Genomic DNA, 22,868 nt, shown 5'->3' with positions numbered 1-22,868 from the left:
AGAACTGTGGAATCAGTTAATTTTAATGTAAAAAATAAATTAAAAGATTATATTGATTTATTAATTGTTTTAATTACTATAGTAATATCAGATGATACTATTTTATTTGGTACAAATAAAAACACTCAATTTATAAAAATTAAGTACTGTATAATTATTTTATTATTTTTTTATCTTATATTAAACTATTTGATAAAAAAGAAAAAAGTAAATACTAATTTATTTTTTATCACAATAACTTTATCAATTTTAATAATGTTTACAAGTTTGATTAATAATGATTTCAGATTTGGCTATTTTTATAGATGTGGTATTTTAGTTATTGGTATGTTTTTATCATTAAAAATACCATTACATAGATTTGCTATATTATATGATAAAATAATGGAAGTACTTGCTGTATTTTCATTAATTGGTTATTTTATATCTATTAGTTTTAGTCAAATATTAAAGTATTTGCCTATTATATATAATAGCGCCAATAATGCTTTTTACACTTTACTATTAACTAATATTAGTGTAAATCATGGAGGATTTCATAGAAATTACGGTTTATTTAGGGAACCGGGAGTATTTCAATTATACTTAATTGTTGCTCTTTTATTTCAAATGTTTATTATTCATAATCCTAAATTAAAAACACAAATTATTTATTTAATAGCATTATTAACAACATTTTCGACAACTGGATATAATGCCCCCCATTGTCAAGACAATTTTTCAGCTTTTCTAAGTTAGATTCTCCTTTCTTTAAATTTCTATATTTTACATTTATTTACTATGTCTGAGGATGTCAAGGGCGAGCGTAAGCGAGTTCATCTTGACCCTTGACATCCAATACACATACATCATTTTTCTTTCCGGTCTGTCATGACAGACCGGCTGCCTTCCGGCGAGGACGGGGTTTGGGGCAGAGCCCCAAGGTTTTATACGACTGCCTGAAACTGTTTGTAAACCCCGAAATAATACTCTGCTGGCGTTTTGTAGTCTAACGACTGATGAGGTCTCCGGTTGTTATAATATTCAACATAATCCCTGGTAATCTGCCGGAGTTGGTGCCCTGTTTCGCAATCCTCAAGATAAAGCTTTTCCCACTTGTAAGATCGAAAGAAGCGCTCTATCCTTTGGTTATCCAGTGCTCTTCCTTTCCCATCCATTGAAATTTTTATATTGTTACTTTTTAGTAAGTTTATGTAATCATCACTGGTAAACTGTGAACCTTGGTCACTGTTCATAATTTCAGGTTTCCCGTACCGTTTGATCGCCTTTTTTATTGCCTCTAATACAAATGTCCTTTCCAAAGTATTTGATAACTCAAATCCAACAATATACCGGGAATACCAGTCTATAATGGCTACCATGTACATAAAACCACGTTTCATCCGGCAGTATGTTATGTCTATAGACCATACCTGGTTTGGATGATCAATATTCAAGCCTCTCAGCAAATACGGATACAAATACTTGCCATGCAGACGTTTGCTAAGATTAGGTCCAGGACAGAAACCATGGATCCCCATTTCCCTCATGTAACGCCGGGTTCGCTTTCGATTGATATGAATGTGATAATCCCGGTTCAGGATATTCGTCATCCTGCGGTAGCCATACTCCGGATGAGCCGTGTAAATCTCATCAATAATACGCTTAATCAGGTATTCCTCATCATTTACTGGAACCGGCTTGTAGTAAAGGCTTGTACGGTTAATTCCCAACAGTTCGGCTTGCTTTGTGATGCTCAGTTTCTTTTCTTCTCTGTCAATCATCTTCATGCGGTCTTCACGGGACTTAGAGTCGGCCAGATTTTTTTTTAAGCCAGGCAACCTCATATGAAAGTTGTCCAATTTGCTTAAACAGTTCGTCCTTCTCCTTTTCATACGACTGTTTGACCTTCTCTACTTCATCAGTTTCCTTGCTGAAAACTCTGCCTGCATTGCTTATGAATTCTGCCTTCCAGCGACTTAGCTGGTTCGGATGTATTTCATATTCGGCAGCAATCTCATTCAGCGTTCTTTCTTCCCTTAAGACCTCAATCACTATTTTTGCTTTTTCTTCCGGTGTAAAATTTCTTCTCTTTTCCATAGTTCCATTCTAACTTATTTTGGCCGTTTTGTCTGTCTTAATTTCTGGTATCATTATAGGATATATAGCTTTAATGTTTATTATTTTTTTATATGCAAATAAGAAAAGTAATTTTAGAAGTGATAGGAATATAAAGATTGCTTTTATAATGATATTTATTCTTTCATTTACTTATTTAAGCCTTTTTACAGACTTATTATTTAAAGAAGGGTACGGTTCTGTTTTTGGCAAATTGTTTGATAGTACAAGAAATTCAACTAGTGCTAGAATAGCTTCTATTCTGGTTAATTTAAGACTTTTTATGGAATCACCTATTTGGGGAGTTGGTTTATCAAATGTTGAATATAATTTTGCTCCTTTAGCATACCAAATACTTGGATTTTATACTGAACATAATACTAATACACTATTAATTCAATTAGCACAATATGGTTTGATATTTATAATTTTATGGATGATAGGAATATGTAAACTTTGTAAGTTAATAGGACGAAATTTATTTAATTCATTTATAATATTTATATTATATAATGTATTATTTATTGGATCAAATCTTTCATTTAGTCTTATAACAAATGTATTATTTGCTTATGGATTTAGCAATTATAAGCAATATTTAAGTATAAATAAAAATCAATATAATTTATTATATAATGGAGGAAAAAATGTTTGATAATAAAGTTTTATTAATAACCGGAGGTACTGGTTCATTTGGTAATGCTGTAACTAAAAGATTTTTAAGTACGCATATAAAAGAAATTCGTATATTTTCTCGTGATGAGAAAAAACAGGATGACATGAGAAGATTTTATAAAAATGATAAGCTAAAGTTTTATATAGGGGATGTAAGAGATATTCAGTCGGTAAAAAATGCCATGCACGGAGTTGATTATATATTTCATGCTGCAGCTCTTAAACAGGTCCCTTCATGTGAGTTTTTCCCGTTAGAAGCAGTTAAAACCAATATTATAGGTACAGATAATGTGTTAACTGCAGCTATTGAGTACGGTGTAAGGAAAGTTGTATGTCTTTCTACGGATAAGGCTGCTTATCCCATAAATGCCATGGGAATTTCAAAAGCAATGATGGAAAAAGTGTTTATAGCTAAGTCAAAAACTGTTGATCCGGATAAAACTCTTATTTGCGGAACAAGATATGGTAATGTCATGGCCTCAAGAGGGTCTGTTATTCCATTATTTATAGAGCAAATAAAGAATGGACAACCATTAACCGTGACCAATCCGAATATGACACGGTTTTTAATGAGTTTAGAAGAAGCAGTGGAACTTGTAGTATATGCGTTTGAAAACGCTGAAACAGGTGATATTATTGTTCAAAAGGCACCTGCTTCAACAATAGGAGATCTTGCACAAGCAATAAAAGAACTGTTTAATGCTGATAATGAAATAAAAATTATAGGTACCCGTCACGGGGAAAAGAGATACGAAACACTTCTTACAAAAGAAGAATATATTAAGGCTGTGGATATGGGTAATTTCTTCAGAGTACCCGCAGATAAAAGAGACTTAAATTACGATAAGTATTTTGTTGAAGGATCTGAAAAATTATCAATAGATGTGGAATATAATTCTGATAATACCGAAAGGTTAAACGTTGAGCAGATTAAAGAAAAACTTTTATCACTTGAATATGTAAGAAATGAACTAGAAGCATATAACTCAAAAAATAACTTCTACATTAAATGAACTATGAAAGGCAGACATGGGATATGAAAATACTTGTAACAGGAGCAAAAGGGTTTATAGGCAAAAATCTTGTAGCTGAACTAAAAAACAGAAAGTATACGGATATATATGAATACGATATTGATTCGGATATTTATGAATTAGAGGAATACTGCAGGGAAGCTGATTTTATCTTTCATCTTGCTGGGATAAACCGGCCTAAGGATCAGGATGATTATATGAAAGGGAATGCCGGTTTTATATCAACTCTTCTGGATATTCTAAAAAATCATAAAAACAACTGTCCGATAATGATATCTTCATCCATTCAGGCAGAACTGGATAACCTGTATGGGAAAAGTAAGAAAGCAGGTGAAGATATACTTATAAATTATAGCAAGGAGACAGGGGCTAAAATATTAATATATAGATTTCCTAATGTATTCGGTAAATGGTGCAGACCCAACTATAACAGTGCAATTGCTACGTTTTGCTACAATATCGCCCGTGATCTGCCTATTACAGTAAATGATCCCAATGTTGTACTTAGTTTAGTATATATAGATGATGTTGTGAATGAATTAATAAATGCTCTCGAAGGGAAAGAAAACAGAAAAGGTTATTTTTGTGAAGTTCCGATAGTATATAGAGTTTCGCTGGGAGAAATCGTACGATTATTATATTCTTTTAAAAAAAGCAGGGAAGAATTGTCAATACCTGATATGTCTGATGATTTTACAAAAAAACTATATAGTACTTATCTGAGTTATTTGCCGGAAGATAAATTCGGTTATGAACTGAAAATGAATATTGATAACAGAGGGTCATTTACTGAGTTTATCAGAACACCTGACAGAGGACAGGTTTCGGTTAATATATCTAAACCCGGTATAACAAAAGGTAATCACTGGCATCATACTAAAATTGAGAAGTTCCTTGTAGTAAGCGGTAAAGGAGTTATACGTTTCAGAAAAATTGATTCAGATGAAGTAATAGAATATTATGTAAGTGGAGATAAGCTGCAAATTATTGATATACCGACAGGATACACTCATAATATTGAAAATTTAGGTGATACGGATATGGTTACAATTATGTGGGCCAATGAACCATTTGATCCGGAAAAGCCGGATACTTACTATATGGAGGTTTAACTTATGAAAAAATTAAAGGTAATGACTGTTGTGGGAACAAGACCGGAAATTATAAGACTTTCTGCTGTAATTAACAAATTGGATGAGTCAGAAGCAGTTGAACATATACTTGTTCATACAGGACAGAATTATGATTATGAATTAAATGAAATATTTTTTAAAGATTTAAAGCTTAGAAAACCTGATTATTTCCTTAACGCTGCTACGGGTACGGCAGTTGAAACCATAGGAAATATTCTGATAAAAATCGATCCAATAATGGATGAAGTAAAACCGGATGCATTTCTTGTGTTGGGAGACACAAATAGTTGTTTGTGTGCCATTGCTGCAAAGAGAAGACATATTCCTATCTTTCATATGGAAGCAGGCAACAGATGCTTTGATCAGAGAGTCCCTGAGGAGACTAACAGAAAAATAGTTGATCATATTGCTGACATTAACCTTACATATAGTGATATTGCAAGAGATTATTTAATTAGTGAAGGAATTCCGGCAGACAGGATAATTAAGACCGGAAGTCCTATGTATGAGGTACTAAATTCAAGAAGAGAAGACATAGAAAAATCAGATGTTCTCGAAAGATTAGGTCTTGAAGTAGGTAAATATTTTGTAGTTTCAGCACATCGAGAAGAAAATATTAACTCTGAAGTTAATTTTAATGATTTAATTGATAGCCTTAATACGGTAGCAGAGATATATCAATTACCTTTAATATTCAGTACTCACCCGAGGACAAGAAAAATGATTGAAGCTAAAGGAGTCCAATTAAATCCTCTTATAAAAACTTTAAAACCTCTTGGTTTTAATGATTATGTCAAGCTGCAGATTAATGCAAAAGCTGTTTTAAGTGATAGTGGAACAATAAGTGAAGAAGCATCTATACTTGGACTTAAAGCATTAAATATAAGACAGGCCCATGAAAGACCAGAAGCTATGGAAGAAGCCATTGTAATGATGGTTGGGCTTAAAAAAGAAAGAATTCTTCAAGGATTGAAAGTATTGGAAACTCAAGAGAAAGGAACTATAAGACTTGTTAAGGATTATAACATTCCTAATGTATCAGATAAAGTTTTAAGAATTATAATATCTTATACTGATTATATAAATCGTTTTGTTTGGGGTAGATTTTAAAAAGATTTAACTCTTGTATTATGAGAGGACGATTTCGATATGAAAAGACTATTAATTATTCATCATTCTGGGATAATAGGAGGAGCTGGTGTTAGTTTATTACATATAATTAAGTCAATTGATAAGCAGAAATATAAAGTAATTGTATTATGTCCAGATAATCCGTGTGAAATGATAGAAATCCTTAAAAATGAGGATTGTGAAGTAATTCCATTAAGAAATTCTCCAAAAATCTTTAATCATTATAATGGTGGTATTGAACACGCATTATCAATAAAAACATTAAAAAATATTATAGAAATACTTAAAGATTATAGAGTTATGGAAAATTATATAAAAAATACTAAACCAGATATAGTCATTATAAATTCAATGACTTTATTTTGGTTAGGCAGAATTATAAAAAAATTAAATCTTAAAAGTATTTGTTTTCATAGAGAAACATACCAAAAAGGCTTAATTGGTTTAAGAAGTAAAATTATTAAGTTAGGATTATCTAAGTGGTTTGATAAAGTTGTATTTATTTCTAAAAACGATTTAAAAGAAACTGGAAAAATATCTGCTATAACTGAAGTGATATATGATAGAGTTGAAGTATCTTCTTTTACTAGTATATCGAAGGATGAAGCTATTAAAAAATTAAATTTAGATACTAATTATAAATATGTATTATATTTAGGCGGAATGTCTAAATTAAAAGGTGCTCATATAATTATGAAAGCAATGAAATATGTTAATGAATCAGCAAAACTTATATTTATAAATGACACTGATAGTCTAATTCATCCAAGATTTAAAGATTATAAAAACATTAAAGATAAAATAAGACTATTATTAAAAAAAGATATAAAGTATGTTGTTTATAAAATATATCAAAAAGATAATCTAAAAGAAAAAGTTATTTTTAAAGAAAGAACTAAAAATCCAGAAGTATATTATAAAGCTTGTGATTTAGTGGTTTTTCCATCAACAAAACCCCATCAATCAAGACCAATATACGAAGCGGGAATATCTAAAATACCAATTTTAATAACTGATTTTATTGAGACTTCTGAATTTGCTAAAAATGGGATTACGGCAATAACTTTTAAAAACAAGGATTATATTGAACTTGCAAATAAAATAAATAAAATAATATTAGGGGAAATAGATACTACAGAAATCGTTAAGCAAAATTACTTGCAATCAATAAAAAATCATGATTTTGCAACATTGAAAAATGACTTGGAAAGAATACTAGATAATATGTAGAAATGGAATGAATAGACTATGAATTTAAAAAAATTATTTAAATCAACTGGAATATATTTTTTAGGGAATACTTTATCAAAAGTGATTTCTCTTGTTTTGGTTCCTTTATACACTAAGTATTTAAATCCAACTGATTATGGGACTTATGATATAATCATAACATACTTAAATATTGGAATTTTAATAATATTTTTGGATATAGGTGGAGCTACTTTAAGATTTATTTATGAGCAGACAGATTATAAAAAAGTTATTGATAATAGCTTGTGTATATTTATTATTTCTTCAACAATATATACAATTGGTTTTTGGTTAATTTCATTAATAGTTAATATAGATAATGCATTTATAGTATTTTTATACGGTTTACTTAGTGCTATAGTTCAATATATGAGCTATATTGCTAGAGGTCTATCAAAGAGTAGATTATTTGCATTAAGTGGAGTAATAGGAACTTTATTTACTGGTTTATTTAATGTAATTTTCATAAAGGTATTAAATTATGGCTATGCTTCACTTTTTTTATCATATATAATTGCGAGTATTATTCAAATTTTGATTTTAGAATTAAATATGAAATTATTTAAGAATTTTAAACTAATTAATATAAATATTTCATTAATAAAAAAAATTTTTGCCTTTGCTCTACCATTAAGTATAAATTATATAGGAGTATGGTTTTTATCAAGTTATAATAAAGTAGCAGTAACAAATATATTAGGATTACATCAGAATGGCTTGTATGCTATTACGAATAAATTTTCTATGATTTTGACATTTGTATCTACAAGTTTTTTATATGCTTGGCAGGAAATGGCATTTTCTATTAAAGGATCAAACATGGAAAAAGGTGTAATATTTGGTAAAGCTATAAGAAATTATATAAAAGTATTAACACCAATTTCTATTGGACTTATAGCATTTATCTGGTTTGCGTTTCCTTATGTTGTAGATGAGAAATATTATCAAGCAATTAATTACATACCATTAAGTATTATAGCTATAACTATTAGTGTATTATATAATGATACCAGAAATTAAGACAGACAAAACGGCCAAAATAAGTTAGAATGGAACTATGGAAAAGAGAAGAAATTTTACACCGGAAGAAAAAGCAAAAATAGTGATTGAGGTCTTAAGGGAAGAAAGAACGCTGAATGAGATTGCTGCCGAATATGAAATACATCCGAACCAGCTAAGTCGCTGGAAGGCAGAATTCATAAGCAATGCAGGCAGAGTTTTCAGCAAGGAAACTGATGAAGTAGAGAAGGTCAAACAGTCGTATGAAAAGGAGAAGGACGAACTGTTTAAGCAAATTGGACAACTTTCATATGAGGTTGCCTGGCTTAAAAAAAAATCTGGCCGACTCTAAGTCCCGTGAAGACCGCATGAAGATGATTGACAGAGAAGAAAAGAAACTGAGCATCACAAAGCAAGCCGAACTGTTGGGAATTAACCGTACAAGCCTTTACTACAAGCCGGTTCCAGTAAATGATGAGGAATACCTGATTAAGCGTATTATTGATGAGATTTACACGGCTCATCCGGAGTATGGCTACCGCAGGATGACGAATATCCTGAACCGGGATTATCACATTCATATCAATCGAAAGCGAACCCGGCGTTACATGAGGGAAATGGGGATCCATGGTTTCTGTCCTGGACCTAATCTTAGCAAACGTCTGCATGGCAAGTATTTGTATCCGTATTTGCTGAGAGGCTTGAATATTGATCATCCAAACCAGGTATGGTCTATAGACATAACATACTGCCGGATGAAACGTGGTTTTATGTACATGGTAGCCATTATAGACTGGTATTCCCGGTATATTGTTGGATTTGAGTTATCAAATACTTTGGAAAGGACATTTGTATTAGAGGCAATAAAAAAGGCGATCAAACGGTACGGGAAACCTGAAATTATGAACAGTGACCAAGGTTCACAGTTTACCAGTGATGATTACATAAACTTACTAAAAAGTAACAATATAAAAATTTCAATGGATGGGAAAGGAAGAGCACTGGATAACCAAAGGATAGAGCGCTTCTTTCGATCTTACAAGTGGGAAAAGCTTTATCTTGAGGATTGCGAAACAGGGCACCAACTCCGGCAGATTACCAGGGATTATGTTGAATATTATAACAACCGGAGACCTCATCAGTCGTTAGACTACAAAACGCCAGCAGAGTATTATTTCGGGGTTTACAAACAGTTTCAGGCAGTCGTATAAAACCTTGGGGCTCTGCCCCAAACCCCGTCCTCGCCGGAAGGCAGCCGGTCTGTCATGACAGACCGGAAAGAAAAATGATGTATGTGTATTGGATGTCAAGGGTCAAGATGAACTCGCTTACGCTCGCCCTTGACATCCTCAGACATAGTAAATAAATGTAAAATATAGAAATTTAAAGAAAGGAGAATCTAACTTAGAAAAGCTGAAAAATTGTCTTGACAATGGGGGGCATTATATTAAATGGTTTTTTGGGTAGTATTTTCGGTAGTATAATGCTAACAAAGCATGTATTTACTTCGACTATGGCTGGTGCTATAGTTAATGTACTGTTATGTCATTTATTAATTAGACCTTATGGAGTAAATGGAGCAAGTTTTTCACTAACTTTAGGGTTTTCAATATCAGTATTAATACGTATTTTATTATTAAAGAAATATATTAATTTAAAAATTAGTTATTTATATTTTATAATACCATTATGCTCTTTTATAATTTATTCAATATTTTATAATAAAATAAATTTATGTGGTAATTTATTGGTATTATTTTTGAATATCGGTATTTTTTGTATTATGTTTAAAAATGAAATTTATTCTTTTTTTAGAGGTGTATTATGGGCGAAAAAATAAAAAATTTACAAGAAATTAAAATTGGAGATTGTAATTTAATAATAGAGTTAAATAAAGCAACATTTAAAAATGGTCCGAGATATATTCATATTCAAAATAATCGTATTAGGTATAATTTTAGTGAAACTGAGTTTATAGAATTTGCAGCACTAATTAATAAAGCTGTAAATAAAATGAAAAGTATGAAGAATATTGAGGAGTGATAAATTTGTATGTAAATTCTAGTGATATTCTTAGAATTTTTGAGATGTTAAATAATAATAAAGTAAAATATGTTTTATTAAGAAATATTAATAATGAGTTACCTAATAATTTTAAAGCAAATAAAGATATTGATATTTTAGTACATCCATCAAGTAAAGAAAAATTACATAATCTTCTTAAAAATAATGGATGGAAAAAAATTAAACATCCTTTGGATAATGGATTAGATTTTATTTTCTTATATAATATGGACAAATTTGAAATGTTCACCAAAAATAATATAAATTTAGATATCTGTTATCAATTATCATGTAGAAGTTTAAATAGAAGAGAATGGATTCCCATTGATCAAAAAATAAATGATAGTGTTTGGATAAATAGAAAAATTAATAATATTTATAATTGGTATGAGATGTCAGATGAAGATCAATTAATACATTTATTAACAAGATGTGTTTTTGATAAGAAAAAATTTGAAGATGGTTACGTAAATGAAATAGATAGATTGTTAGGCTTTACCAAAATTGATAATATTAAACAGAAATTAGAATTAATTTTCTTTAAATTTACTCCATATTTACTTGATTTGTTAAAATCACATAAATATGAATTAATAATTAAAAGTTATATTCAATTTAAAGATTATTAATGTAAAAGGAGATTTAAAATGAGTAATCCAGGGGTTGTGTACCTAGCCGAAAAAAAATTAACTAGTGGAAAAATTATCAGAATTGAAGATAATATTGGAGAAGCAATTCATATACATCTTGATGATTTTAGAGTAGATTTAACTATAGATGAGTTATTAAATTTAAACAAAGTGTTAATTAATGTTTTAAATGAATTAATTAATGTAGAAGGTTTTAATGCATCTAATTTTGACCCTATATTTTTATCAGAAATAAGCCAATTTTTATTGGATTTGGAAAAGATTGAATATTCAAAAATAAAATTAGAAGATATATTAGTTGAAACAAAAAATTTTTTAGGCATGCCAGTAATAAAATCATTAAAATATTCACGTGTTGTAAAAGCATTAAATGGAGATAATAATGAACTTTTAAATTATAAACAAGAAAATATGATTGGAGAAACTAATATTGATCGATTAGAAAAAATAAAATTTTCTATTGATAAATATAATTATCCTTTAAATAATCAATATTTGGTTTTTTTTAATTTTCAAAATACTATAAGAGATGGGCAACATAGAGCATCCTATTTGTATTATAAGTATGGAAATATTGAAATACCTGTTATAAGAATGCATTTTAAAAATGGAAAATATAATACACCTCGTTATCCTGTTATTAATTTACTTTTTAAATGGAATAGTAAGAAGGTAAAAAGAGTTTTAATTTATATATATAAAAAATGTAGAAATATATTTATAAAAGGGAAAAAAATTATAAAAAAATTTTTATATAGAGATTAAATAAATTATTTTATAGGATAAGGAGATATATATGAAAAAATATATTAAATTTACTATTAATAAAATACATACTAGCTTTATTATGCAATTGATTGTATGCATTGTTTTGAGTTTAATAATAATATTTACATTTTATGTATTTAATAAAAAAATTGAGATAAAAAAATTTAGAGAGTATACAATTGAAAATAATATTAATCTTATAAATTCAATAGAAAGTGTAGTTAACGAAAATGATAGAATAATTATACAAGGTTATGCATTTATTTTGGGTAAAAATACTTTACAAAATGAAATTTCTGTATTTCTAAAGAATATAGAAAATAATGAAGAAATTTGGCTTGAAGTAGAGCAGATGAATAGAAATGATGTAAATTCATATTTTGAATGCGAGTATGATTTTACGAATTCAGGTTTTGTTGCAACAACTAAAGAAAAAAAATTAAAAAGGGATAATGTTTATGAAATTTTAATTAATATAGACTATAAAGATGTAAATAATTCATCTGATAATATTAAAGTAAGAAAAACGGTTTCATCGAATCGATTTATATTAAATAATACGTTGTATGCTTATAATCCTAATGATTTTGACTATCCTATTTTAAATATAGAGTCAGAGTTGATAAAAGAAGTTTTTATAAATGGACAATTATGCTTTTATAAGAAAGATATAGGTATGTACGTTTATTTTTATGAAGATAAATTATATTGGATTGCTACTGAAAATTTTGATTTTGACGAGAATGGAAAAACTTATATTTTATATCATGTTTATACATCGCAAACTAATAAATTACCAGAAAAGCGTGTTCAATATAAATTTGATAACTTAGACTTCATATTTGAAGATTATGAATATAAGATAGAATCAGTTTCACCTTATCGAGTAGCAATAAGAAAAATACCAGAAAATTATTCTATAACTTATATAAGAACTGGGGTTAATGATAGAAAGATACAACAAAATATCTGGACTAAAATGTTTCATTTAGATCACTTCAAAAACATTAATAATAACAACTAGTATTACATTAGTTAGTTTTATATCAGCATTATGTATTACAATTTTTATTTTTAATAATATTAGTGAGGTAAAAATGGTTTACAATGATATTATTTTAATAACTGGAGCAGCAGGATTTATCGGGTATTTCCTATCAAAAAGACTTCTAGAACAGGGATGTCGTGTAATAGGTATAGATAATATTAATGATTATTACGATATTAATCTTAAGTATGATCGACTAAAAAATTTACAGTCGTATGATTATTTTACATTTATTAAAGAAGATATTGCAGATAAGGAAAAGATTTTTAACGTTTTTAAAGGGTACAAGCCAAACGTAGTAATAAATCTTGCTGCACAAGCCGGTGTACGATATTCAATAGAGAATCCAGATGTATATATGCATAGTAATATAATAGGTTTCTTTAATATACTTGAAGCTTGCCGTTATTATCCCGTGGAACATCTGATATATGCATCTTCAAGCTCGGTTTACGGTTCAAATAAAAAAGTGCCGTTTGAAGAAACCGATTTTGTTGATAATCCTGTATCTTTATATGCCGCAACAAAAAAATCCAATGAACTGATGGCTCATACGTACAGTCATCTTTACAAAATACCCGCTTCAGGACTTAGATTTTTTACCGTTTACGGACCTATGGGAAGGCCGGATATGGCATATTTCAGTTTTACTGATAAATACTTTAGAGGAGAGCCTATAAAGATATTTAATAACGGAGATTTTGAGCATGACCTTTATCGTGATTTCACATATATAGATGATATTGTGGAAGGCATTATAAGGTTAATTGATAAACCACCTGCAGCAACCGATGACAGCGCCGCCCACAAGATTTATAATATAGGCAATAATTGCCCGATTAAACTTATGTCATTTATTAATGCTTTAGAAAATGCACTTAGTAATTCTTTGGGCAGGAAAGTTGTTTTCGAGAAAATATTTGAGCCTATAAAAGCCGGAGACGTACCTGCAACTTATGCATCTACCGACAGATTACATGTGACGGTAGGATTTAGGCCTAAGACCTCTATTGAGGAAGGATTGCAAAGGTTTACTGATTGGTATGTAAAATATTATAATGTAAAGTAGTATAAGATTATTCCCATGAAAAATTATAAAACTATATACAGCAATATAGCAGATATAAAATTAATCAAGATTTTGGAGGAGTCGTACAATGAAACTCGCAGTCGCAGGAGCTGGATACGTTGGCCTGTCCAATGCTGTCTTACTAGCACAACATAACGAAGTAACAGTAGTGGATGTACTACAAGAAAAAGTTGATACGATCAATAACCGCCGTTCACCTATTATAGATAATGAGATTGAGGAATATCTTGCACACAAAAACTTAAACCTTACCGCCACCACAGATAACTATTTGGCATATAAAGATGCAGAATATGTCATCATTGCAACACCTACCAACTACGATCCTGAAAAGAACTATTTTAATACCAGATCTGTTGAGGCAGTAATAGCCAATGTTCTTTCCATTAATCCGGATGCAGTTATGGTAATCAAATCTACCGTACCGGTCGGTTATACGGAAAAAGTAAAAAAGATGTTTGAAACCGACAATATCATTTTCTCGCCGGAATTTTTAAGAGAAGGAAAAGCTTTATACGACAATCTTTATCCTTCAAGAATAGTTGTGGGAGAGCAATCCAAAAGGGCGGAAGTCTTTGCAAATTTACTGCTTGAAGGCGCTATAAAGAAAGATGTTCCTGTTTTATATACAAATCCGACAGAAGCAGAGGCTATAAAGCTTTTTGCCAATACATATCTTGCCATGCGGGTTGCCTTTTTCAATGAGCTGGATACATATGCGGAAGTAAGAGGACTTGACACAAAACAGATTATTGAAGGGGTTTGCTTAGATCCCCGTATAGGGAATCATTATAACAATCCTTCCTTCGGTTACGGAGGGTATTGCCTTCCTAAGGATACAAAACAGCTTTTAGCAAATTATGCGGATGTTCCAAATAATCTTATCCAGGCTATTGTAGATGCCAACCGCACCAGAAAAGATCATATAGCCGATATGATTATTAAGAAAAATCCGAAGACGGTGGGTGTATATCGTCTGACGATGAAAACCAATTCGGATAATTTCAGAGAATCATCAGTTCAGGGTGTAATGAAAAGAATTAAAGCAAAAGGCATAGAAGTAATTGTATATGAGCCGGCTATGAAAGAGGACAGTTTCTTTAATTCAAAGGTTATAAGGGATTTGGATGAGTTTAAGAAACAAAGTGATATTATAATAGCTAACCGTATGTCAGATGATTTAAAGGATGTATTGGATAAAGTATATACCAGGGACCTGTATCAGAGGGATTAATATATCTTATTTTAGTAATTTTGCCTTAAATTATCTATTAGACTTGAAAAATATTCTTGTTGCCTGTATACTAGTCCTTGGAATAAATAAAGGAGATTAATTACTATGGATGAAATACATAACACAGAACAAATGATGACAGACGAGATTGACTTAAGAGAATTATTCATGGTTTTTTGGAAAAAGAAAATTTTAATCATTTGCATCACTTTAATTTCGGCAATTCTTACCGGTGTAATCAGTGTATTTTTTATAAAACCGGTATATCATTCCAGGCTAAATATAATTATTAATATGCCGGAAAAATACCTAACAAAATACGGAGGATATACCTTACCCATAACTACAAACGAGCAGTATATTAATTTAATTACCAGTTCTGAGATCTTAGCCCATACCATCATAGATATGGGTTATGAGGATATGACAATAGAATCATTGAGGGACAGAATCACTGTTGAAATTCCTGAAACCAAGGCAAATGTCAAGCAAAATAGCTTCTTTATAAAAGTTGCGTCAGACAATCCGCAGGAAGCCAAAGAACTGGCTCAGGCGTTATTTAATAATTATTATGAGTTTATAGATCTGATGACAGTTGAAGGGGCTGTGGATTATTACATAAATAAATATAGTGTTGATTTGGCTTCTTTAGAAGTTACATTGAATACAACCAAGGAGACCTTAGCCAAAAACGAAGCCCTGCTGGCACAGACACCCCAGACTATAAATCAAAAAGAAGCTATGTCAGAATTATATAATAATCCTGGCGTCAGCGATTATGTTATCCTTGAAAATATAATTAATCCGAACTATACCAAGATAGAGAGCAATATTATTGAAAATAAGCAAACGATTAATAATATTGAAAATAATATGGCGGTTTATAATCAGTATCTGGATGAGCTGAATGCGGTAAAAGAAAAAATAGCTGATTATAAATCAAACGGTAACTGGGATGTGCTAAATGACGAATTTAAAAGTATAGCAAAGACCAATATATATTTGCCGTCAGAACCTATTGTACCCAGCCGAAAATCAAGCCCGAACAATATGAGGAATGTTTTAATAGGGGCAGTGCTGGGAGGCATGGTTGCAGTGGTTGTAGTATTTATAAAGGAATTTTGGTTTACATCAAAATAGAAAAAGCAATATTTATAATTATTAAAACTTTATAATATCAATAGCTGATTACACGATAAGCTGCATATATTTTGCCATTTATTATAAGGCAAAAGTTATGCGGCTTATTTTTTTGTGTAAAAGTTCTATATTTTATCAAACTTTTTTAGAGTTAAATGGGAAAATCCCTATACAAGTTGCATAAAAAATCTATCTTACTTATTGACATTTTATATATATAATTGAATTGTCGGTAAGTTCTATATCAATTTTATCTAATTTATGGAGGGATTTATGAAAAGCAAAAAACTTAAAGCTCAAAAATTTATGGCATTAGTTTTAGCGCTGCTTATGATTTCCGGTTTATTTGCGGCATGCTCAAAATCTGAGAGCAACCCTGCAAATACCAACACCGGTAATAAAACTGAGCAGAAAAATGATGATACTTCTTCCAAGAATGAGGAGAGTAAAGTAGAAGCTAATGAAGAAGTTGTCATGGAAACCATTACGGTTTGGTCTGACAATGCTCATGAGAAAGAATTGAGAGATAAGCAGATCGCAGAGTTTAACGAAACAATCGGTAAGGAACTGGGGATTTACATTGAGTATACTGTCTACGGCAGCAATTATACCGACACAATAAAGATTGCTGCTCAGGCAGGCGAAGCTCCTGATCTTTTCAGATCCGACTCAAAATGGATGCAGGATTTTGTTGACGCAGATTATCTTGTAGCTATTGAGGACTTGCCAGGCAGTGAACAACTGCTTAGCAAATATAAAGATTTGGTAGCTAATCAGGCTCATGTATTTAACGGAAAGACTTATACCCTTCCTTATAACCTTACTACGTACGGATTTGTAATAAACAAAGACTTATTTGCTGCATGCGGACTTACCGAAGCCGATTATCCCAAGACATGGGACGATGTAAAAAGAGTAGCAAAAATAATAACTGAGAAATCCGGTGGAAAGGCTTACGGTTTTGGTATAGCACCCAGTGCACTTTGGACCATTTCTTCTTTCTATACCATGCCGGCAGGCCAGAACATAGGTCATTACGGATTTGACTATGAGAAGATGCAATTTGCATATTCTGACTATGTTCCGTTAATTAAAGCCATTGATGAAATGGTAGCAGAAGGCAGTGTAATTCCGGGATATGAAACTATGGATGCCGATATGCTAAGAGCTCAATTCTCAGCAGGAACAATAGGTATGTTGGGTGCGGCAAGCTTCGACGTAGCTGTATATAACACTCAATTCCCTGCAGAAATTGACTGGGCAGTTATAGATATTCCTACTTTTGACGGACAAGAGCCTAAATATAAAGCTTTCGGTAATCCTACCAACCTCCTTTGCGTAGGTAAGAGGGCCCTTGAACATCCCGAAAAGGTTCTTAAGGTACTGGAATTCTTCTATGATGATAAAAATGCGGCTGAAATGTATGAAGAAGGATTATATATTCCGGTAAGAAAAGAGGCAATTGCTCTTGCCACTAAAGAGCCCAGCATGAAGAATTTCTCTGCTTTTGCAAACTTTGATGAAATCTTTACAATGGCTCCCGTACCCGATACTTTAATCAAGTTTGAGGGTGATACATACCGTGATGCAATTGCAAAGATTTGGACAGATCCTGCCTTAAACGATGTGGAATCGATTATGGCAGAAATCGATGCCAAATATAATGCTGCGCTTCAACAGGTTGACCCGGCATTGGTGGAACTTTACAGGCTGCCGGAAGGCGTAACTGTTGAAAGAAGCAATTAGTTCTCATTACTATAGCCTATATAAGAAATATATAATCTTATATTAATTAAATATTTAAGCTGCCTCATGTATCTGAAATTCCCCCATATAAAACCTACCCCCATCTAAAGTAAAGATAAGTGAATAAATGATACAGAGGCAGCTTTAATTAGTAAATAAAAAAGTATGACAAAGTTGAAATAAAGGAAGATTGCCGGTGAAAAGTAAAACAAATTGGTTTAAAAAAGATTCGACACAGGCAGTTCTTATGCTGTCTCCGATGCTGATAGGATTCGTTCTTTTTACTTATTTTCCTATCATATATATTTTACGTTATGCATTTTATGATTCCAACGGTATCAAGGATACATTTATTGGTTTTGAAAACTTCGTAAGGGTATTTACCAGGGATAAAACTTACTGGAATTCGCTATTAAATACTATTATCTTGTCTTTCGGAAAGCTTGCAGTCGAGATACCTTTGGCTTTGCTGCTTGCAGTATTGCTTAATAAGGGAAGGAAAGGAACCGGGTTTTTTCGTACGGTTTTGTTTATGCCCACAGTTATAAGCGCGGCAATTGCAGGTCTTATATACTCCCTGATGTTTGCGTCTTTTAACGGTATTGTCAACGGTATGCTGCAAAATATAGGCCTTATTGAAAGGCCAATCAGTTGGTTCAGTTATAAGGGTAGCGCCATGTTTGTCATAGGACTGGCATCTGTATGGAATAATTTCGGTATCAATATGGTATTTTTCTTGATGGCCCTGCAGAGTGTTCCGCAGGAACTGTATGAATGTGCCGATCTTGACGGAGTTAATCCTGTTCAAAGGTTTTTCAAAATTACCTTGCCTATGATTGGGCCTACTTTCCAGGTTGTACTTTTAAATGCTATAGTGGGAAGCTTAAAGATGTCGGATTTAATCCTGTCTACTACAAACGGTCAGCCCGGCGGTAAGACGGAAGTTGTTATGACTTATGTATTCAAATATTTCTTCGGATATGACGGAAGGACGATAGAAGTCGGTTATGCTTCCTGTATGGCACTGGTTACGGCAGTAGTGCTTGCCATGATTTCACTTATTTATATGAAATCCAGTAAAAAGCTGGGCAACAGTTATTAATCGGAGGTTCTTATGCATTACAAATATAAGAAGATTCTTGGGAATACAATTATATATCTGCTACTTCTGATTGTATTCATATTCACTGTATTTCCGTTATTTTATACATTTATGGGTTCATTTAAAAGCAATATGGAACTTCTTGCAAACAGCGGCCGTTTGATACCTGAAAAATTTATTACAGACAACTATGTTCAGGCCTGGAAACTGGCCAATTTTAAGCAATATACTTTCAACAGTATCTTTTTATCGTTCTTTGTTGTTGTAGGAACAATATTTACCAGTACGATAGCAGGATATGTGTTTGAAAGGGGTAATTTTAGGTTAAAAAACTTTTTATTTGCCATGGTTGTATCTTCAATGTTTGTTTCTTTGGGAAGCCTTACTTTATATCCCCAGCTTATGACCGCAAAATTTTTCGGGATAAACAAATCCTTATGGGGTGTAATAATCATCCGTGTTTTCGGTCTGAACGTTACCAACTTATTTGTAACCAGATCTTATATTCGGACGATTTCTCCGGAAATTGATGAATCGGCAAAGGTGGACGGATGTACTTTCTTTAGAATATACAGAAGCATTATTTTTCCGCTGTTAAAGCCTCTTATTGCAACTTTAGCAATTTTGGAGTTCAGATTTGCATGGAACGATTATCTTATGCCTATGGTATTTACCTTGTCAAACCCTAAGCGCATGCCTTTAGTTGTAGGTATTATGAACTTAAAAGGTACGGGAGCTGCGGCTTCTTCTTGGAATCTGATGCTTGCGGGTACTTCTATAGCCATTATCCCGATGATTGTAGTTTATGTTATATTTAACCGCTATTTTATTAAAGGACTTACGGCCGGAGCGGTAAAAGGCTGATTTTTGAAAATATAAAAATTACAGATAAGTAAAATTAAATTTGAAAGGATGATGTCATATGACAAATGAAGAATTAATTAAAGAACTTAGAAAGTACAGATGTGCAGACTTATCCGATGCTATGGATGCTTTGGGACTTGTGGATGTTGGGACTATGGATGAAAGAATGAGGCCTTTACGCCCTGGTATTGAGTTTAAAGGATTTGCCCATACCGTTAAATTATATCCGAAACAGGGCAAGGTCAAAGAATGCAAAACCGTTGAAGAATGGAAAGAAGAGCTTTCAAGAGAATGTAATAATATTTATAGCTTTGTGGATACCATTACAGAAGAAAATTCCAAAGACATGGTTGTTGTTATAGATATGGACGGTATACGCGGCGGACTTTGGGGCTCGGAGATTGCCATGAACATGATGCGCCGCGGTATTGAAGGGGTTGTTATTGACGGCGGTTGCAGGGATTCTTATGAGACCAATCTGGAGAATGCTCCCGTATTCTGCACCAGAAGAACCTTTACCCACTCATACGGCCGCGTACAGGGCGGAACTGTCGGAGAAGTTATTAACTGCGCAGGGGTAACCGTAAAGCCCGGTGACGTTATATGCGCTGACGATGACGGAGTATTGGTAATCCCCAGAGAAGTGGCGGAAGATGTAATCAAGTTTGCAAAACTGCAGCTTGAAGAAGATATTAAAACAAGAAGCGATCACTACAAAGCCCTGGGCTTTAAGCCGGATGAAACCCTGGAGAGATTAAGCAAATGATTAAGATAATTTCAAATATTACGATTACCGAACCGATTAGGTGGGCTTTAGATAGGCTACAAGCGGAACTTAAAGAGAAGGAGCTTTCCTTCGAATTTGACCTAAAACTTATGAATGATGACGGCATAGAAGCTCAAGGGTATGAACGAAAGCTGCATAACGGTTCGGTACTTATAAAAGCCGGTGACGATGCTGGTTTTATGTACGGCATACTGGACCTTAGCCGGGATATTATACATAAAAAAGGCCTTATAAATTTGCAGGACCTTAAGGTTACACCCTATATTAAAATGCGGGGTATTAAATTTAATATCCCGCTTGATGCAAGGACACCAAGTTATTCCGATGCATCCGATTCTGCATTTTATAATATTGAAAATATGTGGGATTTCGGTTTTTGGACCGAATTCCTGGACAGAATGGCCATGGACAGATATAATGTTTTGTCTTTATGGTCTTTATCCCCATTTCCTTCCCTTGTACGGACCAAAAAATACCCAAAAGTGGCCCTTGACGATGTCAAAGTATCCCTAAGGCCAATAAAGACGGATCTTGCGGGGCTTCGTATGTATGATGACGATATGGAAGAAAGCTTAGTTACCGTAAAGAAAATGTCCATTGAAGAAAAAATAGAATTCTGGAAATCCGTTATGGAATATGCCCATAACCGTTGTATTAAGATATTTTTATTTACATGGAATCTCTTCGTTTACGGAACAGAAAACAATCCTTACGGAATAACCTGTGATATGGACAATCCTGTGACAAAAGATTATATATACCATTCCGTGTACGATCTTATGGATACATATCCTCTGCTTTCCGGTATCGGGGTAACCGCCGGAGAAAATATGAAAAGGGATGAAAGGGATATAAAATTCCTTGCGGATACTTACGGCAAAGCGGTCAGGGATTATATAGCCGTTCATCCGGACAGAGAGTTCAGATTCATCCACAGGCTGCATTATGCGGGATATGAACATATCGTAACCGAATTTAATGATTTTCCGTGCAATTTTGAAATCAGTTTTAAATATTCCCAGGCCCATATGTATTCCAGCATCAGGCCGGCTTTTATCGATGATTTTCTAAAAATCAGAAGGAATAATCATAAACTCTGGCTGACAGTCAGAAACGATGACTTTTATATGTACCGATGGGGTAATCCCGAATTTGCAAGAGAGTACCTTAAAAACATGCCGGTTGATATAATGACGGGATTTTATATGGGAGCGGACGGATTTACCTGGGGCAGGGACTATTTGGACTTAAGAGATACTTCTAATCCTCTGTTTATAGCCAAGATGTGGTATATGATACGCATTTGGGGTCTTCTTTCATATCGTATTGATCTTGCGGACGGGTATTTTACGGATGAATTAAGCAGTCACTTTAATATAAGTAACATCGAAGCTAAAGAGCTGTACGGGACATGGAAGGAAGCCTCTGAAATTGTGCCCGAATTAAACAGGGTCCATTGGCATGATTTTGATTTTCAGTGGTATCCGGAAGGATCATGTATGTATGATTTTGAAAAGGACAAACTAATCTTTGCGGATATCAATGAGTTTATAAATTGTCCCGTAATGCCCGGAGAAAATATACATAGTGTAAATGAGTACTGCCGGTTAATTGCTGAAGGCAAGACGACTGAAAAAATATCCCCCCTTTCTGTCGCTGACAATATTTATAATCATGCCGAAAATGCAATCAACGGCGTTCTAAAATTGAGGGCAGGAATAACCGACAACAATGAACTTTTATATACTCTTGATGATATAGAAGCTCTGGGCTATTTGGGACATTATTATGCTGCCAAGCTGAAAGCTGCGGTTTATCTGTGCTTATACCGGTACAAAAATATTGAAAAATACAGATTGGATGCAAAGAATATGCTTGAAAGGGCAGCAGAGAACTGGCTTAAATATTCTGCCAAATCAAAATCCATGTATAAGCCCCAGCTTCTTGGAAGGCTGCTTAGCTTTGTGGACCTGCAAAGGTTTGACAAGCTGGTGCTTCTTGATATTCTTCATGCCGAAAATCCGTAATTTACCTATATTAATAGCAGATACTATA

21 protein-coding genes are annotated in these 22,868 nt (G+C 32.5%); 20 read left to right on the top strand and 1 reads right to left on the bottom strand.

Annotated features, from left to right (window positions below; all coding sequences use genetic code 11):
- Positions 1-6: 6 nt before the first annotated feature.
- Complete coding sequence (locus HHT355_RS06425; RefSeq protein WP_103202600.1) at positions 7-738, top strand: hypothetical protein; 732 nt, start codon at positions 7-9, stop codon at positions 736-738.
- A 188-nt stretch (positions 739-926) separates the two neighbouring features.
- Here HHT355_RS06425 and HHT355_RS06420 read toward each other — a convergent pair.
- Positions 927-2,079 (bottom strand): IS3 family transposase gene (locus HHT355_RS06420; protein WP_456298587.1). Its coding sequence is split into 2 segments (ribosomal slippage): positions 927-1,809 and positions 1,808-2,079, totalling 1,155 coding nucleotides; the frame shifts between segments, so codons are not numbered across the junction.
- Positions 2,080-2,152: 73 nt separating this feature from the next.
- Here HHT355_RS06420 and HHT355_RS06415 point away from each other — a divergent pair.
- The 19 genes from HHT355_RS06415 (at position 2,153) to HHT355_RS06320 (ending at position 22,840) form a co-directional block, all read left to right on the top strand.
- Positions 2,153-2,752 carry a hypothetical protein gene (locus HHT355_RS06415; RefSeq protein ID WP_103202599.1) on the top strand — a complete coding sequence of 200 codons (600 nt, stop codon included), beginning with the start codon at positions 2,153-2,155 and terminating at the stop codon, positions 2,750-2,752.
- Positions 2,745-3,785: a nucleoside-diphosphate sugar epimerase/dehydratase gene (locus HHT355_RS06410; protein WP_103202598.1), complete on the top strand. Its 1,041-nt coding sequence runs from the start codon at positions 2,745-2,747 to the stop codon at positions 3,783-3,785. The genes HHT355_RS06415 and HHT355_RS06410 overlap by 8 nt, the downstream gene beginning before the upstream one ends.
- A 23-nt stretch (positions 3,786-3,808) precedes the next feature.
- On the top strand, positions 3,809-4,918 hold the full coding sequence (locus tag HHT355_RS06405) for a capsular polysaccharide biosynthesis protein CapF (RefSeq protein WP_103202748.1): 1,110 nt from the start codon (positions 3,809-3,811) through the stop codon (positions 4,916-4,918).
- A gap of 3 nt (positions 4,919-4,921) precedes the next feature.
- Positions 4,922-6,049 carry a non-hydrolyzing UDP-N-acetylglucosamine 2-epimerase gene (gene wecB / locus HHT355_RS06400; RefSeq protein ID WP_103202597.1) on the top strand — a complete coding sequence of 376 codons (1,128 nt, stop codon included), beginning with the start codon at positions 4,922-4,924 and terminating at the stop codon, positions 6,047-6,049.
- Between the two features lie 39 nt (positions 6,050-6,088).
- A complete protein-coding gene (locus tag HHT355_RS06395) occupies positions 6,089-7,300 on the top strand; it encodes a glycosyltransferase family 4 protein (RefSeq protein WP_103202596.1) in 1,212 nt (403 codons plus the stop codon).
- 18 nt (positions 7,301-7,318) lie between these two features.
- Positions 7,319-8,341 (top strand): lipopolysaccharide biosynthesis protein, encoded by a 1,023-nt coding sequence (locus tag HHT355_RS06390; RefSeq protein ID WP_103202595.1) that lies wholly within the window; start codon positions 7,319-7,321, stop codon positions 8,339-8,341.
- A gap of 37 nt (positions 8,342-8,378) precedes the next feature.
- Positions 8,379-9,531 (top strand): IS3 family transposase gene (locus HHT355_RS06385; RefSeq protein WP_456298587.1). Its coding sequence is split into 2 segments (ribosomal slippage): positions 8,379-8,650 and positions 8,649-9,531, totalling 1,155 coding nucleotides; the frame shifts between segments, so codons are not numbered across the junction.
- A gap of 613 nt (positions 9,532-10,144) precedes the next feature.
- The gene (locus HHT355_RS06375) at positions 10,145-10,363 is read left to right on the top strand and encodes a hypothetical protein (RefSeq protein ID WP_103202593.1); all 219 of its coding nucleotides are present in this window, start codon (positions 10,145-10,147) and stop codon (positions 10,361-10,363) included.
- A 5-nt stretch (positions 10,364-10,368) separates the two neighbouring features.
- A complete protein-coding gene (locus tag HHT355_RS06370) occupies positions 10,369-11,013 on the top strand; it encodes a nucleotidyltransferase family protein (RefSeq protein ID WP_103202592.1) in 645 nt (214 codons plus the stop codon).
- An 18-nt stretch (positions 11,014-11,031) separates the two neighbouring features.
- The gene (locus tag HHT355_RS06365; protein ID WP_103202591.1) at positions 11,032-11,799 is read left to right on the top strand and encodes a hypothetical protein; all 768 of its coding nucleotides are present in this window, start codon (positions 11,032-11,034) and stop codon (positions 11,797-11,799) included.
- Between the two features lie 31 nt (positions 11,800-11,830).
- Positions 11,831-12,826: a hypothetical protein gene (locus HHT355_RS06360; protein WP_103202590.1), complete on the top strand. Its 996-nt coding sequence runs from the start codon at positions 11,831-11,833 to the stop codon at positions 12,824-12,826.
- A 73-nt stretch (positions 12,827-12,899) separates the two neighbouring features.
- The gene (locus HHT355_RS06355) at positions 12,900-13,919 is read left to right on the top strand and encodes a GDP-mannose 4,6-dehydratase (protein WP_103202589.1); all 1,020 of its coding nucleotides are present in this window, start codon (positions 12,900-12,902) and stop codon (positions 13,917-13,919) included.
- 88 nt (positions 13,920-14,007) lie between these two features.
- Positions 14,008-15,174, top strand: a complete 1,167-nt coding sequence (locus HHT355_RS06350; protein ID WP_103202588.1) for a nucleotide sugar dehydrogenase — start codon at positions 14,008-14,010, stop codon at positions 15,172-15,174.
- 105 nt (positions 15,175-15,279) lie between these two features.
- Entirely contained in the window at positions 15,280-16,314 is a 1,035-nt protein-coding gene (locus HHT355_RS06345; protein ID WP_103202587.1) for a Wzz/FepE/Etk N-terminal domain-containing protein, read from the top strand.
- A 273-nt stretch (positions 16,315-16,587) separates the two neighbouring features.
- A complete protein-coding gene (locus tag HHT355_RS06340) occupies positions 16,588-18,060 on the top strand; it encodes an ABC transporter substrate-binding protein (RefSeq protein ID WP_158245907.1) in 1,473 nt (490 codons plus the stop codon).
- 196 nt (positions 18,061-18,256) lie between these two features.
- Positions 18,257-19,162, top strand: coding sequence for a carbohydrate ABC transporter permease (locus HHT355_RS06335; protein ID WP_242967564.1), 906 nt, complete (start codon positions 18,257-18,259; stop codon positions 19,160-19,162).
- Between the two features lie 12 nt (positions 19,163-19,174).
- Positions 19,175-20,026 (top strand): carbohydrate ABC transporter permease, encoded by an 852-nt coding sequence (locus HHT355_RS06330; protein WP_103202585.1) that lies wholly within the window; start codon positions 19,175-19,177, stop codon positions 20,024-20,026.
- 58 nt (positions 20,027-20,084) lie between these two features.
- Positions 20,085-20,792: an RraA family protein gene (locus HHT355_RS06325; protein ID WP_103202584.1), complete on the top strand. Its 708-nt coding sequence runs from the start codon at positions 20,085-20,087 to the stop codon at positions 20,790-20,792.
- The gene (locus tag HHT355_RS06320) at positions 20,789-22,840 is read left to right on the top strand and encodes a hypothetical protein (RefSeq protein ID WP_103202583.1); all 2,052 of its coding nucleotides are present in this window, start codon (positions 20,789-20,791) and stop codon (positions 22,838-22,840) included. Before HHT355_RS06325 ends, HHT355_RS06320 begins: the two co-directional genes overlap by 4 nt.
- Positions 22,841-22,868 lie beyond the last annotated feature (28 nt).

The sequence above is a fragment of the Herbinix hemicellulosilytica genome (assembly GCF_002904165.1).
GTDB classification, from domain to species: Bacteria; Bacillota; Clostridia; order Lachnospirales; family Lachnospiraceae; genus Mobilitalea; species Mobilitalea hemicellulosilytica.
The sequence above is the reverse complement of the archived record's forward strand: the minus strand, read 5'-3'. Positions and strand labels throughout refer to the sequence as shown.

Coding starts and splice junctions, on each gene's coding strand:
- HHT355_RS06415 (WP_103202599.1), top strand. CDS start 2,153: ATGTTTATTATTTTTTTATATGCAAATAAGAAAAGTAATTTTAGAAGT.
- HHT355_RS06410 (WP_103202598.1), top strand. CDS start 2,745: ATGTTTGATAATAAAGTTTTATTAATAACCGGAGGTACTGGTTCATTT.
- HHT355_RS06405 (WP_103202748.1), top strand. CDS start 3,809: ATGAAAATACTTGTAACAGGAGCAAAAGGGTTTATAGGCAAAAATCTT.
- wecB (WP_103202597.1), top strand. CDS start 4,922: ATGAAAAAATTAAAGGTAATGACTGTTGTGGGAACAAGACCGGAAATT.
- HHT355_RS06395 (WP_103202596.1), top strand. CDS start 6,089: ATGAAAAGACTATTAATTATTCATCATTCTGGGATAATAGGAGGAGCT.
- HHT355_RS06390 (WP_103202595.1), top strand. CDS start 7,319: ATGAATTTAAAAAAATTATTTAAATCAACTGGAATATATTTTTTAGGG.
- HHT355_RS06375 (WP_103202593.1), top strand. CDS start 10,145: ATGGGCGAAAAAATAAAAAATTTACAAGAAATTAAAATTGGAGATTGT.
- HHT355_RS06365 (WP_103202591.1), top strand. CDS start 11,032: ATGAGTAATCCAGGGGTTGTGTACCTAGCCGAAAAAAAATTAACTAGT.
- HHT355_RS06360 (WP_103202590.1), top strand. CDS start 11,831: ATGAAAAAATATATTAAATTTACTATTAATAAAATACATACTAGCTTT.
- HHT355_RS06355 (WP_103202589.1), top strand. CDS start 12,900: ATGGTTTACAATGATATTATTTTAATAACTGGAGCAGCAGGATTTATC.
- HHT355_RS06350 (WP_103202588.1), top strand. CDS start 14,008: ATGAAACTCGCAGTCGCAGGAGCTGGATACGTTGGCCTGTCCAATGCT.
- HHT355_RS06345 (WP_103202587.1), top strand. CDS start 15,280: ATGGATGAAATACATAACACAGAACAAATGATGACAGACGAGATTGAC.
- HHT355_RS06340 (WP_158245907.1), top strand. CDS start 16,588: ATGAAAAGCAAAAAACTTAAAGCTCAAAAATTTATGGCATTAGTTTTA.
- HHT355_RS06330 (WP_103202585.1), top strand. CDS start 19,175: ATGCATTACAAATATAAGAAGATTCTTGGGAATACAATTATATATCTG.
- HHT355_RS06325 (WP_103202584.1), top strand. CDS start 20,085: ATGACAAATGAAGAATTAATTAAAGAACTTAGAAAGTACAGATGTGCA.
- HHT355_RS06320 (WP_103202583.1), top strand. CDS start 20,789: ATGATTAAGATAATTTCAAATATTACGATTACCGAACCGATTAGGTGG.